At 65.0% G+C, this 14,254-nt stretch carries 15 protein-coding genes and 1 pseudogene; 7 read left to right on the top strand and 9 right to left on the bottom strand.

Translation table 11 applies throughout. The features are described from left to right. Nucleotides 1-2: 2 nt before the first annotated feature. The 4 genes from BX604_RS26415 to BX604_RS26400 all read right to left on the bottom strand — a co-directional run bounded on the left by BX604_RS26415 (nucleotide 3) and on the right by BX604_RS26400 (nucleotide 5,715). Complete coding sequence (locus BX604_RS26415; protein WP_098553727.1) at nucleotides 3-2,849, bottom strand: ATP-dependent Clp protease ATP-binding subunit; 2,847 nt, start codon at nucleotides 2,847-2,849, stop codon at nucleotides 3-5. 602 nt (nucleotides 2,850-3,451) lie between these two features. Beyond that, nucleotides 3,452-3,721 (bottom strand): hypothetical protein, encoded by a 270-nt coding sequence (locus tag BX604_RS26410; protein ID WP_098554063.1) that lies wholly within the window; start codon nucleotides 3,719-3,721, stop codon nucleotides 3,452-3,454. A gap of 100 nt (nucleotides 3,722-3,821) precedes the next feature. After that, nucleotides 3,822-4,637 (bottom strand): family 1 encapsulin nanocompartment shell protein, encoded by an 816-nt coding sequence (locus BX604_RS26405; protein WP_098553726.1) that lies wholly within the window; start codon nucleotides 4,635-4,637, stop codon nucleotides 3,822-3,824. Beyond that, nucleotides 4,630-5,715 (bottom strand): Dyp-type peroxidase, encoded by a 1,086-nt coding sequence (locus BX604_RS26400; protein ID WP_098553725.1) that lies wholly within the window; start codon nucleotides 5,713-5,715, stop codon nucleotides 4,630-4,632. The genes BX604_RS26405 and BX604_RS26400 overlap by 8 nt, the downstream gene beginning before the upstream one ends. A gap of 480 nt (nucleotides 5,716-6,195) precedes the next feature. Here BX604_RS26400 and BX604_RS26395 point away from each other — a divergent pair, with 480 nt between their 5' ends. Both BX604_RS26395 and BX604_RS26390 read left to right on the top strand, forming a co-directional pair. After that, entirely contained in the window at nucleotides 6,196-6,639 is a 444-nt protein-coding gene (locus tag BX604_RS26395) for a phosphate-starvation-inducible protein PsiE (protein WP_098554062.1), read from the top strand. A gap of 133 nt (nucleotides 6,640-6,772) precedes the next feature. Next, on the top strand, nucleotides 6,773-7,228 hold the full coding sequence (locus BX604_RS26390) for a DUF1269 domain-containing protein (protein WP_098553724.1): 456 nt from the start codon (nucleotides 6,773-6,775) through the stop codon (nucleotides 7,226-7,228). Between the two features lie 171 nt (nucleotides 7,229-7,399). On the opposite strand, the gene BX604_RS39760 is transcribed toward BX604_RS26390, so the two are convergent. Continuing rightward, complete coding sequence (locus BX604_RS39760) at nucleotides 7,400-7,528, bottom strand: hypothetical protein (protein WP_257146431.1); 129 nt, start codon at nucleotides 7,526-7,528, stop codon at nucleotides 7,400-7,402. Between the two features lie 393 nt (nucleotides 7,529-7,921). Here BX604_RS39760 and BX604_RS26385 point away from each other — a divergent pair, with 393 nt between their 5' ends. Further along, on the top strand, nucleotides 7,922-9,346 hold the full coding sequence (locus BX604_RS26385) for an aminotransferase-like domain-containing protein (RefSeq protein ID WP_098553723.1): 1,425 nt from the start codon (nucleotides 7,922-7,924) through the stop codon (nucleotides 9,344-9,346). Nucleotides 9,347-9,379: 33 nt separating this feature from the next. Here the strand turns inward: BX604_RS26385 and BX604_RS26380 are convergent. The 3 genes and pseudogenes from BX604_RS26380 to BX604_RS26375 all read right to left on the bottom strand — a co-directional run. Continuing rightward, a pseudogene (locus tag BX604_RS26380) lies at nucleotides 9,380-10,018 on the bottom strand (NAD-dependent formate dehydrogenase); the annotation flags it as partial. Next, nucleotides 10,017-10,403, bottom strand: a complete 387-nt coding sequence (locus BX604_RS38640) for a hypothetical protein (protein WP_143748120.1) — start codon at nucleotides 10,401-10,403, stop codon at nucleotides 10,017-10,019. The gene BX604_RS38640 and the pseudogene BX604_RS26380, both read right to left, overlap by 2 nt. Before the next feature lie 84 nt (nucleotides 10,404-10,487). Beyond that, complete coding sequence (locus BX604_RS26375; protein ID WP_143748119.1) at nucleotides 10,488-10,931, bottom strand: hypothetical protein; 444 nt, start codon at nucleotides 10,929-10,931, stop codon at nucleotides 10,488-10,490. Between the two features lie 229 nt (nucleotides 10,932-11,160). Here BX604_RS26375 and BX604_RS26370 point away from each other — a divergent pair, with 229 nt between their 5' ends. Further along, complete coding sequence (locus BX604_RS26370; RefSeq protein WP_218926884.1) at nucleotides 11,161-11,457, top strand: helix-turn-helix domain-containing protein; 297 nt, start codon at nucleotides 11,161-11,163, stop codon at nucleotides 11,455-11,457. 77 nt (nucleotides 11,458-11,534) lie between these two features. Beyond that, the gene (locus BX604_RS26365) at nucleotides 11,535-12,062 is read left to right on the top strand and encodes a hypothetical protein (protein WP_143748118.1); all 528 of its coding nucleotides are present in this window, start codon (nucleotides 11,535-11,537) and stop codon (nucleotides 12,060-12,062) included. On the opposite strand, the gene BX604_RS38635 is transcribed toward BX604_RS26365, so the two are convergent. Then, on the bottom strand, nucleotides 12,057-12,425 hold the full coding sequence (locus tag BX604_RS38635) for a hypothetical protein (protein WP_143748117.1): 369 nt from the start codon (nucleotides 12,423-12,425) through the stop codon (nucleotides 12,057-12,059). The genes BX604_RS26365 and BX604_RS38635 overlap by 6 nt on opposite strands. 98 nt (nucleotides 12,426-12,523) lie before the next feature. Between BX604_RS38635 and BX604_RS26355 the strand changes: the two genes are divergently transcribed. Both BX604_RS26355 and BX604_RS26350 read left to right on the top strand, forming a co-directional pair. Further along, nucleotides 12,524-13,390 carry a DNA-binding protein gene (locus tag BX604_RS26355; RefSeq protein WP_143748116.1) on the top strand — a complete coding sequence of 289 codons (867 nt, stop codon included), beginning with the start codon at nucleotides 12,524-12,526 and terminating at the stop codon, nucleotides 13,388-13,390. Nucleotides 13,391-13,513: 123 nt separating this feature from the next. Further along, complete coding sequence (locus BX604_RS26350) at nucleotides 13,514-14,128, top strand: DUF4376 domain-containing protein (protein WP_179894885.1); 615 nt, start codon at nucleotides 13,514-13,516, stop codon at nucleotides 14,126-14,128. Nucleotides 14,129-14,254 lie beyond the last annotated feature (126 nt).

Genomic DNA, 14,254 nt, shown 5'->3' with positions numbered 1-14,254 from the left:
TGTCAGGGCGCGTCCTTCTTCGTACTGGAAGCCTTCTTGCCGGACGGCTTCGCGGCGGGCGGCGGTGCGTCGGATTTTGCTTCGCCATCCTTTGCATCGTCCGATGCCCTGGTGGCCTTGCCGTTCGGCTTCGCCTTTTCCTTGCCGTCGGCGTCCTTTTTCACGTCCTTCGCGTCCTTCGCTTCGGGCGGCGCGAGCTTGTTGAACTTCACTTCATCGTCGGCCTTGTCGTAGTCGACCTCGCACCGATCGCCGGACTTCAGCTTGTCCGCGAGGATTTCCTTCGCGAGCTTCGTCTCGATGATCTGGCGTATCTGGCGCTTCAGTTCGCGCGCACCGAACTCGGGCTGGTAGCCGGCTTCGGTCAGGTGTTCGACGAGCGAGCCGCCCATCACGAGCGTGATGTCCTGCGCGGCGGCGGTGCGCACCACGCGGTCGAGCTGGATCTGCACGATCGAGCGGATGTTCTCCTTCGACAGCGCATGGAACACGATCACTTCGTCGATCCGGTTCAGGAACTCGGGGCGGAAGTGGCCCTTCAGCACCTGCATCAGTTGCTCGCGGATCGCCTTGTCGGTCTTGCGCGCGGCTTCCGGCTGCGTGAGGTTGTCCATGATGATCGCCGCGCCGAGGTTGCTCGTCGCGATGATGATCGTGTTGCTGAAGTCGACCACGCGGCCCTTGCCGTCGGTGAGGCGCCCGTCATCGAACACCTGCAGCAGCACGTTGTAGACGTCCGGATGCGCCTTCTCGATCTCGTCGAGCAGGATCACGCTGTACGGGCGGCGCCGCACGCGTTCGGTGAGCTGGCCGCCTTCGTCGTAGCCGACGTAGCCGGGCGGCGCGCCGATCAGCCGCGCGACCGCGTGCCGCTCCATGTACTCGGACATGTCGATGCGGATGATCGCCTGCTCGTCGCCGAACACGGTCTCAGCCAGCGCCTTCGCGAGCTCGGTCTTGCCGACGCCCGTCGGCCCGAGAAACAGGAACGTCGCGATCGGCCGGTGGGTCTGGCCGAGCCCCGCGCGCGACAGCCGCACCGCGTCGCTGACGGCGACCACCGCGTCGTTCTGGCCGACCACGCGCTCGCGCAGCTGCTCCTCCATCTTCAGCAGCTTCTGGCGCTCTTCCTGCGTGAGCTCGGACACCGGGATGCCGGTCAGCCGCGACACGACTTCGGCGACCGATTCGACGGTCACTTCGAGCGTTTCGGAGCCGGTCTTGCGCTGCCACGCTTCCATCTTCTCGTCGAGCGATTGCTGCTTCTCGTTGATCTGCTCCTCGAACTGCTTCGCCTGGTCGAAGCGCTTGCGCGACGTCGCGTAGTCCTGCTCGCGCTTCAGTTGCGCGATCTGCGCTTCGCCTTCCTGGATGTCGACCGGGCGCGAGGTCGCGCCGATCCGCACGCGCGCGGCGGCCTGGTCGATCAGGTCGATCGCCTTGTCGGGCAGGAAGCGCGACGTGATGTAGCGATCGGCGAACTCGGCGGCCGCGACGAACGCGTCGTCGGCGAACGTCACCTGATGGTGCGCCTCGAGGCTGTCGCGCAGCCCGCGCAGGATCACGATCGTCTGCTCGACGCTCGGCTCCGGCACGAACACCGGCTGGAAGCGCCGTTCGAGCGCGGCGTCCTTCTCGATGTGCTTCTGGTATTCGTTGAGCGTGGTCGCGCCGATCAGGCTCAGCTCGCCGCGCGCGAGCGCGGGCTTCAGCACGTTCGCGATGTCGAGGCCGCCTTCGCCGCCGCCCTGGCCCGCGCCGACGATCGTGTGCAGCTCGTCGATGAACAGGATCAGTTCGTCATGCTTCGCAGTCACTTCGTCGATCAGCTGCTTCGCGCGCTCCTCGAATTCGCCGCGATACTTCGCGCCGGCCACCATCGAGTTGATGTTGACTTCGACGAGCCGCTTGCCGCGTAGCACTTCGGGCACGTCGCCGTTCACGATCCGCTGCGCCAGCCCCTCGACGATCGCCGTCTTGCCGACGCCCGGCTCGCCGATCAGCACCGGGTTGTTCTTCTTGCGGCGCGCGAGCACCTCGATCGTGCTCTCGATTTCCTGCGCGCGGCCGAGCACCGGGTCGAGCTTGCCCTGGCGCGCGATCGCGGTGAGATCGCGGCCGAACTTGTCGAGGTTCGGCGTGCCGGTCGGCGCATCGACGCGGCCGTCTTCCGCGCCCTTGCCGACCACCTTCACGACCTTCTGGCGCAGCGCCTCCGGCGTCACGCCGTATTTCTTCAGCAGCGTGCCGGCGATGCTGTCCGGCACCGATGCGAGACCGATCAGCAGATGCTCGGGGCCGATGTACGAGTGGCCGAGATCGCGCGATACCTGGAACGCGTACTGCACGGCCTTTTTCACGCGCGGCGAGATCGACAGCTTGTCGAGCGACGCGTCGGGCGACGCCGTGCCGGTGTGTGCGTGCGCGTCGATGTAGGCCTTGATGTCCTGCGGCGACAGCTTCAGTTCCTTCAACAGCGCGGCGCACACGTCGGTGTCGGCGAGCGCGTACAGCAGGTGTTCGGTGTCGAGTTCGGTGCGGCGCAGCTCGTGGGCCTTTTCGGCCGCGTGCTGCAGCAGCTCGAGCGTCTGCTCGCTGAACGCGTCGGTCGGGTCGACCGATTCGCGCGGAATCTCGGCGGCGAGCGGCGAGTCGTCGCCAGGCTCGCCGAACAGCGACGAACCGCCGCCGCCCAGCAGCGAATCGAACGGGTTCAGCATGCTCTGATGCCGCATCAGCTGACGGAAGTGGTAGTCGCAGATCGAGATCGTCTTGCGCTCGCCGTCCTGCATCACGGTGGCGCGCGCGACGGCCGGCCGGGCGTGACAGATATCGCAAAGTGCGGGCATGGTGGTCTGGCTCCTGTCAATGAACGTGGATCGAAGGGGAAGTCCCGAGGCGGTACGGCGCCGGGGCGTAGCGAACGCGACGCGACCGGTGGCGCGCGCGCCGCGCCCGCCCGATCGCGCAGCGCGCGCCGGTGCAGCGCACGGCCGTGGCCGAGCCTGACGGCACCGGTGCTGCGCGTCGCCCGCGACATCACTGCGACTGCGTTCAAAATAGCGAATCGGCCGGGGGCCTCCAAGACACAGTTCCACGCCGGCCCGGCAGCGAATTGCACCCTCACATGCTTGCGTGTGCGGGTCGCGAGGAGTACAGCGGCGCGTGCATGCGGCTGTGACGCGCGCAATACGGAAAAATGCCGGCGCGCGACACGCACGAAGCGCGGTGCGGCATCGGCGCGCAGGGGGCCGGCAGACGGCAAGCGGGAAGGGGTGTGCGGGATGACACGCAGCGCGCACGCATTGGCGCGCTGGTGCGGTGCGGCGGCGGACGAGGGTGCGTTACGTCGCGGCGCGCGTGCACCGCAACCGGCGCGTGGCGCGGAGCCGATGACGGGGAGGGCGGGCTGCACGGTACGGGCCGGACATGGCGCAACCGGGGCGGGGTGTCAGTCCGTGAGCGTCATCGCGAGCCGCTGTCGTGCGATCTGCTTCACGTCGGTTGACAGTGCCGCATTTTGCAGACCATTGGCCCAGACGGAGAACGAATCCTCGATCAGGTTGCGGGTGTCGGGCGGCAGTTCGGCCAGCATCAGCGACACGACGGTGAACAGCACGGCGGTGTCGCCGGCCTGGCGGCTTGCGTTGGCGTCGACGGCTTGTTTCAGGCTGTCGATCGACGCTTGCAGCGCCTGTAATGCGTCATTCGATTCGCTCATTTCGCGCTCCATGCGGGATGGTTCGGTCGGCGACGAACGTGCGGCCGGCGAGGCGGCCAGTGCGCGCGACGCCCGGCAGGCATCGCGCGCGAGCGGGACGTCAGGCCGCCGCGTTGCCCTGCGGCGCCACGGCCACCGATGCCTCGCTCGTCAGCATCAGGAACGTGTACGTTTCGCGCAGGTACAGGCGGACGACCTTGTCGGTGTGGCTCGTGTAGCCGATCGACACGTCTTCGCCGAGGTGCAGCTCGTAATCGCCGCCGCGGGTGGACAGCACGCAGCCGCCGCTGATCGCCGGCGCCCAGATGATCTCGCCGCTGACGATCCGCTTGATGTGGCCGAGGACCGGATAGCCCTGGTCGCGCGCCTCGCTGAGCGCCGTGTACGCGTCGGAGCCGAGCACCACCGAGTACGGGCCGTCGACGCCGGCGAGCCGCAGCGCTTCGAGCGCGTCGCTGATCGCGTCCGGATACGCGCTGACGTCGGCCGGCAGCGTGAGCTTGCGGTTCGACGTGCCTTCGCGGATGCCGACGATGCCCGCGGCCTGGTAGCCGTCGAAGATCGCGCCGTCTTCGGCGAAGGCCAGCCGCTGCGCGGCGTCCTTCGCCGGCTGCCAGTCGGCGTCGCGCGCGCCGCGCTCGACGCTGTCGATCGCATCGCGGCTCAGTTCGAACGGCACCGTCAGCTCGATGATCGTGCGGACTTCGCGCAGCCGCGCGCCGACCTGCTCGCGCGGGGCGGCCACGTTGAGCAGGTGTCCGGTGCCGACGGCCGACAGTTCGGGGCCCGCCGGGCCTTCGACGTCGACCACGCGGCGCCCGGCTACCGAGCGCTTGAAGGTGCGTGCCACTTCTTCCTCGATCTGTTCCCAGGCCGACGACGAGACCGGTGCGAGTTCGCGGTGCAGGTTATTCATAGGCTTTGGCTCCTTTCAGCGATCCGATGTTCAGCGAGCCGTCACGGCGCGACTCGGGTGATGAGGGTTCAGGCTGGGCGGTCGGGGCAGCGTCGGCGTCGGCATCGGCCGGCGCGGGACGATCGGCGAGTGCTTCCAGCAGGTCGGCCGACGGCACGAAGAACAGCGAGCCGGTGACCGCGCGGCTGTAGTCGAGCAGCCGGTCGTAGTTGCCCGGCGGGCGGCCGACGAACATGTTCTCGAGCATCTGTTCGATCGGCGCCGGCGAACGCGCGTAGCCGATGAAATAGGTGCCGAATTCGCCGGAACCGGGCCGCCCGAACGGCATGTTGTCCCGCAGGATCTTCACTTCCTGGCCGTTTTCGTCGAGCGTGGTCAGCGAGCTGTGCGAGCACGACGGCTTCACGTCCGGCGCGAGCTCGATGTCGGACAGCTTGGTGCGGCCGATGATGCGCTCCTGCGTCTCGACCGCGAGCGCGTTCCAGCCGGCCATGTCGTGCAGGTACTTCTGCACGATCACGTAGCTGCCGCCCGCGAATTCGGCATCCTCGTCGCCGATCACCGTGAAGTCGACCGCTTCGCGGCCTTCCGGGTTCTCGGTGCCGTCGACGAAGCCGATCATCGCGCGCTGGTCGAAATTGCGGAAGCCGTGCACTTCGTCGACGACGGTGACCGCGTCGCCGAGCGCGCCGAGCAGTTGCGTCGCGAGTTCGAAGCACAGGTCCATCGCGTCGGCGCGGATGTGCAGCAGGATGTCGCCGGGCGTCGCGACCGCGACGCGCTGGCCGGCGCCGAATTCGCGGAACGGATGCAGCGACGCGGGGCGCGGGGCGCCGAACAGCGCATCCCATGCGTCGGCGCCGAAGCCGCAGACGCACGACAGGTTGCCGCCCGGCACGCGCTTGCCGACCGAGCGCACCAGCGCGGCGATGTCGCCGCACCAGCCGCGGATCGTGTCGGCGCGGTCGGCGCCCGGGTTGACGGTGGCGACGAGGAAGATCGCGCTGCGCGTGATCGTGCTGTGGACGGCCTGGGAAAGCGGGGGAAGGGTTTGCATCGCGGCCTGCCGGTCAGTCATGTCGGGACGAACGGCCCGCGGATGCCGCGGCGCGCGAGGGCGAACGGTAGGACTGTGTCATGCGACTGTTCTCTTTGTGACATGCGGATGAAGGACGTTGCGCGGGCATCGCGCAACGGGCCGCAGCGGCGGCGGCCTGCCGCCCGGGCGCGAAAAGGGCAGGCGGACAGGGCGGCCGCGCGTTCGCCCGGCGCGTGACCTGTCCGCACCGCGTAACGTAGTCGAGCATGCAATCTAGCAGCTTCGGCGGGTCTTTGGAACACGTATCGTCAATCTGTCATTCGATTGGGTCAAACACCGCACGGTTTGTGCGGGCTTCGCGCAGCTGTGCTCCTGACGTGCGCGGCGCTGTGCTCTTGAGGCCGCGTGACGTGCGCGGTAGATTGGGTTCGCTCACGATTCGCGACGACGCGCGCGCCGGTGCCCCCGGCGGTGCGCTGCTTTCCGGTCCCCGTCATTTCATTGCCCGACACGTCGAACATGTCCACCGCTTCCTGGCCACCGGCCGAACACCTGCGCCGCCGCTTCGGGCATTTCCTGCACGCCGCCGAGCTGGGCGGGCTGATCGTGATCGGGCTCGCGACGGTGTTCGCGATGGCGCAGGAAGCGTGGAAGGTGATACTTGCCGGCGAGGTGTCGCTGACCGATCTGCTGCTGATGTTCCTGTATCTCGAAGTGCTCGCGATGGACGTGCGCTATCTGCGGCTCGGCCGCTTGCCGGTGCGTTTTCCGCTGTTCATCGCGATGACGTCGCTCGCGCGGGACCTGATCTTGCGCGGCGCAACCGACAGCCCCGAGCGGATGCTGATGACCACGTTCGGGATCGTGCTGCTCGCGGTGGGCGTGCTGATCCTCAGTTTCGGGCAGCACCGGTTTCCGATCGAGGCCGACGACGCAGGTGACGATGCGCATGCGCGACGGTGAGCGGGCGGCTGCGGGTCGGTGAGTCGAATGCTTGAATGCCGGGTGCGCAATCACAATGCATGCGGCACGAATCGTCCGGGGATGACCGTCGATCGGCGGCGGTCGCCCGGATCGTCAATGCAGGAGGGTTCGAATGGCCAGGCAACTGATCGTCGCCGTGTTCGGCAACGCCGACACGGCCCGTCGTGCGGCGAGCGACTTCGACGCGCTGTCGGAGAAGCACGAAGGATTTCATATTGATAACGGCGTCGCCGTTGAAAAGGACGCGGCCGGCAAGCTCGCCGTGCTCGACGCCGAGGCGCCGCCGTTCAAGGGCGGGCTGATCGGCGCGATCGCGGGCGGCCTGCTCGGGATGCTTGCGGGGCCGCTCGGTGTCGTGACCGGCATGGCGGCAGGCGCCGGCCTCGGCACCGTCGCCGACGCGGCCGGCCACGCGCTGCTCGACGGCCGGTTCGTCGAATCGGTCGCGGCGCAACTCGTGCCCGGCAGCGCGGCGGTGATTATCGAGGCGGAGGAGGTCACACCGTTCTCGGTCGACAACGTCGTGGCGGGGTTCGGCGGCAAGGTCGTTCGTCACGCGCTTGGGTAGGCGCGTTGTGTTCGGGCCACGCGTCGCGCGTGGCGGTGCGACGGCGCTATCGCTGTGCTTCTTGCGATCGCATGATCGTGTCATCACGGTTGTTGATCCCGTTCGCGTCGCCGAGTCGGGCGCGGGCGATTGACCGTCACGCCGAGCGTGGATCGAATCGAGTCACAGCGTTCATTCCCGGCGCGCGTCGTCGACGAATGAACGCGGCCGATCGCTCTCCACGCTGACGACATCGCCGGCGCGTGCGCGTTCGCCCACCTCGAATGCCCGCACGCGCATGGCGTTGCCGCTGTCCGACACGACGATCTGCGCGCGACGCGATACGCACCGATCCATGCCGCGCAATGCACGGCACCACGTTGCAACGGCACGCCACTTTCCAGCAGCAGCACGCACGCTGCAGAAGCCGACGACACGAGAACGCCGCGTACCGCCGCCCCTCCATCTGTTCACCACGTCCGCGCGATTTGGCGTTTCGCGGCCAAACTGTCACTTACATTCGCCGAATTGACGCAGTAGGATGCCGATCCCTGTCATGATGGATTTCGCATTGCTATCCGCCTTCAATTTCGGTAACGGACGACGCTCGAACCGGAACGCCCGCGACCGCGCACGGTTATCCGGCTTCCCGCATCGGCGCGGCAGGCGCGCCGATGCATCGCGGGCCGGTTTACCGCGGGCGGGGCGAGGCGGATGAAACTCTACGAAAAGTTCGCGAACGACATAGAGAGACTCATCCGGCAACGCGTGTATCGCCACGGCGATCGCGTGCCGTCGGTACGGCAGGCGAGCCAGCAGCACCGGATCAGCATCACGACCGTGCTGCATGCATATCTGCTGCTCGAAAGCCGCGGGCTGCTGGAAAGCCGCCCGCAGTCGGGTTACTTCGTGAACCTGCGCAACGACGACGGCCATGCGCCGGTGCGCGACCTGCGGCCGTCGAAGCCGATCGCGATTTCGTCGTCGGTCGATGTGAGCCGGCTCGTGCTGTCGACGTTGCGCTCGATCGGCACGGACGATGCGGTGCCGCTCGGCTCGCCGTATCCGGACCCGAGCCTGTTTCCGTTCGAGAAGCTGAACCGCTATGCATACGCGGCCGGCCGCGACAAGTCGTTGTGGGGCGTGACGGACGGGCTGCCGCCCGGCCATCCGCGCTTGATCCGGCAGATCGCGCGACGCTATCTGGAAAACGGGATGTCGGTGGACCCGAACGAGATCATCGTGACGGTCGGCGCAACGGAGGCGATCAACCTGTGCCTGCAGGCGGTCGCGAAGCCGGGCGACACGATCGCGGTGGAATCGCCGACGTTCTACGCGATGCTGCACGCGATCGAACGGATGGGGATGAAGGCGATCGAGGTGGCGACACACCCGGAGTACGGAATCGACATCGCGGCGCTGGCGGCGATCGCGAAGTCGCAGCCGATCGCCGCGTGCATGGTGATGCCGAACTTCCAGAACCCGCTCGGCTTCCAGATGCCCGACGAGCGCAAGCGCGAACTGGTTGAATTCGCAACGAAGGCCGATCTGCCGCTGATCGAGAACGGCGTGTACAACGAACTGTATTTCGGCAACACACACCCGAGCACGCTGAAGTCCTACGACCGCAGCGGGATCGTGCTGCATTGCGCGTCGTTCTCGAAGAGCCTCACGGCCGCGTACCGGATCGGCTGGGCATTGCCGGGCCGCTATCGGGAACAGGTCGAGAAGCTGAAGTTCCTGAACACGCTGGCGACGCCGTCGATCCCGCAGCTTGCGATCGCCGAGTTTCTCGAACGGGACGGGTACGAGCATCACCTGCGGCGAATTCGCAAGGCGTATGCGCAGCAGGCGAACCTGATGCGCTCGATGGTGTCGCGGTTTTTCGCGGAAGGCACGCGCATCTCGAGCCCGGCGGGCGGCTACGTGCTGTGGGTCGAGTTGCCGGCGCAGGTCGACGCGATGCGGCTGTACCAGCTCGCGCTGGAGCAGGGGATCACGATCGGGCCCGGCTACATGTTCTCGATCGCGGACAGCTACCGGAACTTCATCCGGCTGAACTACAGCAGCCCGTGGTCGCCGGAGATCGAGCGCGCGGTCGTCACGGTCGGCAAGCTCGCGACCGCCTGCCTGGGCTGACCGTGACCAAGCGGTGCCGGTGCAGGCTCGGGTTCAGGTGAGCCGGTACGATTGCTTGCCCGTTCCTGCGAGTCCGCCGCCGTCGACGATCAGGTATTCGTCGCGGATCGGCTTTCCGTCGAACCAGTGCTGCAGGATCTCCAGCGTGCCGGCCGCATAGCGCGCCTGCGCCGACAGCGACGTGCCGGAGATGTGCGGCGTCATCCCGTTGTCAGGCATCGTGCGCCACGGATGGTCGGCGGGCGCCGGCTCCGGAAACCAGACATCGCCGCCGTAGCCGGCCAGATGCCCGGATGCGAGCGCACGCACGACGGCATCGCGCTCGACCAGCTTCGCACGCGCGGTGTTGATCAGGTACGCGCCGCGCTTCATGCGCGCGATCATCGCCGCGTCGAACAGATGTTCGGTCGACGGATACAGCGGAATCTGCAGGTTCACGATATCGACCGCGCCTGCGAGCGACGCGGCATCGGCGTGCCAGGTCAGCCCGAGTGCCTGTTCGATCGCGGCATCGAGCCGGTGCCGCTGCGTGTAGTGCAGGTGCAGCCCGAACGGCTGCAGCCGGCGCAGCACCGCGAGGCCGATACGCCCCGCGCCGACCGTGCCGAAATGCATCCCTTCGACGTCGTAGCTGCGCGATACGCAATCGGCGATGTTCCAGCCGCCTTGCTTATGGGGTGGTGCTCAGATTGGCACTATGAGTGTCTGACGGAAAAAGCGAAAAAAACCCGAAAAAACAAGCGGCTAGCGCCGCGCGCTGCCGCTTATTCACTGGTGCAAAATTAGCTGAATTCAGCAGAAATCGAGCAGATTTCGCGCAGTTTTTAGCACAAGACCGAAAAAAAACGGAAGCCTTCTGAGCAGGCGAAGCTAACTGCGCGGGTAGTGGCCGATGGAACGTCGAGTCATTTGCCGCAACAACTCCGATCATGCCAACTCGATGCGGCGTCAGCGCCGCACAACCATCCAAATACACTGATGCACTCCGCTGCCTGGCGCCGAGGTAATCCTCGATGAGCGCATCTATCCTTGCAACTGCAACCTCTTGATTACTCATACTTTTATTCATTCCCCGTAACATTGGGCGGCTGGTCGACCGCAGCAAAACATTACGGGAAATTTCGAATATCTGTCGTGAATCTTACGATGCTATTCGCAGAAGATCCTCCAGCTTGTTAGCGTCCAGGCCGCCGGCATTCTTGGCGATATCAAAGAGCGCCGCAATCAATGCCGCCTTGCGCTCCGGATCATCATCGAAATGGTTCTTCGCGATCCAGCGCTCTACTGCAATGACGATCCCTTTCAAGAGTTCAGAATCAGTGTAAGGCACTGATTTTTCGAGATTTTTTAGTTCCCCATGCAGTCGCCCCTCCGGGGAATCAGAATGGCCACCGCTATCTTGCCCGCGCACCACGTACCTAGCAGGAATCTCATAGACGCGACGCGTCCCGCCAAGCCCCTTCCTTTCCTCGCTATACCAGGCCTCGGCCGTAGCCCTATCGATAATTCTGGCCTTGGTCGCAGGCAAGCCCGGCAGGCGCATGGCCGCAATCTCAGCCGCTGAATACAAAGTTCGGTTAGGCACACTTAAATCCTGAAAAGCGTTCCCTTCATGGAACGGTTATGAATCTGGCGTCATACGCGCAGATCCGCTTCCCGCATGCTCATCCATCTCAGGGGCAGAAATCGAAGCACAGACAACTGTTCCCCCATTGACGGAACACTTTGGAACACTTAGACTTGGTTAAAACTGACCTTCGGGACTAACACCCGAACAAAAAACCGGCTGTCACCGGTTCGTTAAAGGAGTCGACGTGATCCAAATCCAACAGCCTGGATGGCACAAGGAAGACATCAAGGCGGCAATCCGGAAGCGCGGCACCACGATGAATGCGCTTGCCCGCGACCGAGGCTTGCCAGCTTCCACCATCCGCAATGCACTGAGTCGTCCGGTGTTCTCCGGGGAGGTCGCCATTGCCGAATTTCTCGGCGTGGCAGCCCATGAACTCTGGCCGGATCGCTGGACGCCAGACGGGCGCCGCATCCGGCCGCGCTATGCCCACAAGTATATCGGCGAAACGCTTTCTGAAAACGCTAACGCCGCAGCATAGCTTTGACCCTCAAATTTTAACGCACGGCCGGCATGCAACACGCCAGTCACCCACCACCACGCTACTCGAGACAGACCATGACTAAACGCAGGCAGTCGAGCCGCACAGCCCCCAGTTCAGACCAACTCGCCCTCAATTTCGATGTGTTCGCGGTCGAAACGCCGGCAGGCGTTGTCGCCGTCAAAGGTGAGAACGCCCTCGACGCCGGCATTCGCCAGTCGCTCGTCGCCACGCTGGACGCCGCCTTCGGAAAGGGACTCTCGCGCGAACGCGTCGCCGACGGCATGGCAGCCATTCTGGCTCGGCCCGTCAGCAAGGCTCATCTGGACCTTTGGGTCGCGCCGAGCCAGGCGGATCGCCGAATTCCCGTCGACGCGTTCATGGCGCTCATGGTCGTGTGCCACGACTGTGCCCCGCTCGACTGGATGGCGGCGCACTTCACCCGCAAGGTGCTGACCGCCGACGAGGCGTTGTGTGCGGAGTTCGGCGCGATGGCCGTGCTCGATCGTCACATCCGTGCGAAGCAGAAAGCGATCGAAGGCCAAATGGACGAGAAGCTGTTTGGCCAGCTCATGACGAAGATGAAAAGGAGCACCCGGTCATGAGTGAGGAGATCCGCTACTTCCCTGATGCGTTGATCGCTGCGGCAAAGGATCGCCGTCAGCATCGGTTTGCCGACGCTTCCTCGCCTCGTCGCGCGCTCTCCGTCCCTGTAGAACCATCGCCCGCAGCGACAGATCGTCAAGCAGGCCCGCAGACATCTCGCCTAAAACCGATGCTGCCTTTCGTTCGCCGCTTTTCTCCAGATGACATCGCGATGATTCGAGTTCAGCTCTTAGCAGATCTACATCAAGCGCTTGTTGAGCTGTCAGCGCGTGGGTCAGCGCGACGAATGCTTCACGCGTCGCAACAAGGTGATCCTGAAGTTCAGAAATAAGGTCATGCAGATCCGGTTTCTCTTTTCCCATGAGGGTGCTCCCGTGAAGTTGAATGACATGCAGATTGCGAGCCTGCGCGGCCATTCTAGCCAAGCGGGTAGCGCCCTCACCCGATTCGGAGCATGGGCATGAGTTCGCTCATTGTTAAAACCCACTACAGCGCGGCAGAACTGGCTGACATGAGGGTTACGGGCCTGCCATCGACCAAAGGCAAAGTCATCGCGAAAGCTGAGCGTGAAGCGTGGGCATTTATCGAGGCCAAGGGGCTCGGTGGCGTGCGGCGCGAGTACGTTCCTCCCGTCGACGTAATGGCGGCAATCAAGGCGCGAGCAGCTCAGAGCCTCGTTGCCGCTGTGCAGCCAACTGCAGCCGTTCCGGTCGCACGTGTATCGCAGCAACGGGATTTGCTCGAAACCGACGCGCAACGCCTGACGGCTGATGCTCGCAAGGGCATCCTCACGACGCTCGGCCGCCTGATGGAGCAGTGCCATATATCGCGCGAAATCGCGATGATCACGCTGCTCACGCAAGCCAAGGCTGGCACGCTGGACGATCACATGGTGATGATGCTGAAGGCCGCGCGTGACGAACGCGGTCGGAAAGGTGATGGCTTCCCGAGCGTCCGTACGCTCAAGCGCTGGCTTGCGCAGGAAAAAGCCGGAGACCTGACGCCCAAGAAGGTGCAGGCGGACTACAGCGTGCCCGAATGGGCACGTGCATTCTTGCCGTTCTATCAGCAGCCGCAAAAGCCGTCCGTCGAGCTTGCATATCGCGAGTTTGAAAAGGCGTATCGCATGCGCGATCGAGCCTGGGATTTTCCGACCATCCATCAGGTTCGCCGCTTTCTCGGCAAGGTAGGCAACGTGTCACGTCAGGTCGGCCGTGTCGGTCCGCGCGAGATGAAAAACCTTCGTGGCTTCACGATCGCAAGCGCTGGTGGAACGGAGACTCGGCAGCGAGGCACCGGCTACGTATTCATCATTCGCGTCATGTGAGGTTGTATGGAAAACAGAGGGGCCGTGGCAGTCCATCACTTCGACCCAAACACGCTGGTGTTCACGGGCATCAGCGCAGTGTCGATTGGGCCAGCCGGCGACGCTCAGGTGCCGGCGTTCGCCATGCTCGACGCCGCACCGGAAGCGCCGGCCGGTTACGTCGCACGTGTGACATCGATTGCAGGCGGCACGTGGGAAGTCGTCCGGGACTACAGGTCGACGGCGATCTATCGGATCGCAGACGGCAGCCTGTACGAGTTCGGAGTGTCCGACGCGCAATCGATCTCCTGGAACGGTCTCGGCGAGATTCCGGCGGTGTTCACCGAGCAGCCGAAGCCGGCCGGATTCTTCGTTTGGGACGGGTCGACGTGGGTGTTTGACCTGGAGGCCGCCCGCGCGGCCGCATTAGCGGACGTCGATGCGAAGCGCGATGAAGTGCTGGCGTCACCATTCGTCTATGACGGGAACCGCTTCAACGCGGACGCTGGTTCAGTGGCGCAGATCGCTTCCATGGCGCAGCTCGCAACGGTCGCGAAGCTGGCCGAGCAGCCGTATACGGCGATCTGGACGTCGGCCGATGGTGTCGACGTGACGCTCGACGCAGATGGGATGGTGGGTCTGGCGATGGCCGCCGCCGCACGCCAGCCGGTCGCCTATCAGATCGCGACGCAGCTCAAGAACCAGATCGCGTCGGCCGACAACGAAGCGGCGCTGGCCGCGATCGTCTGGCCGCAGTAGGAAAAGGACGCGGCGACGTGCCAGGTGTTCGAGCACCAGACACGTCCCGTACCCGCAGAGTGCACTGCGAATCCGGCAAGGCCACGTCACCCCTGCAGAGGCGGACGAAGGCTATCACGGCCGGAC

The organism is Burkholderia sp. JKS000303, assembly GCF_002563755.1.
In the GTDB taxonomy this organism is placed as follows: Bacteria; Pseudomonadota; Gammaproteobacteria; order Burkholderiales; family Burkholderiaceae; genus Burkholderia; species Burkholderia anthina_B.
The sequence above is the reverse complement of the archived record's forward strand: the minus strand, read 5'-3'. Positions and strand labels throughout refer to the sequence as shown.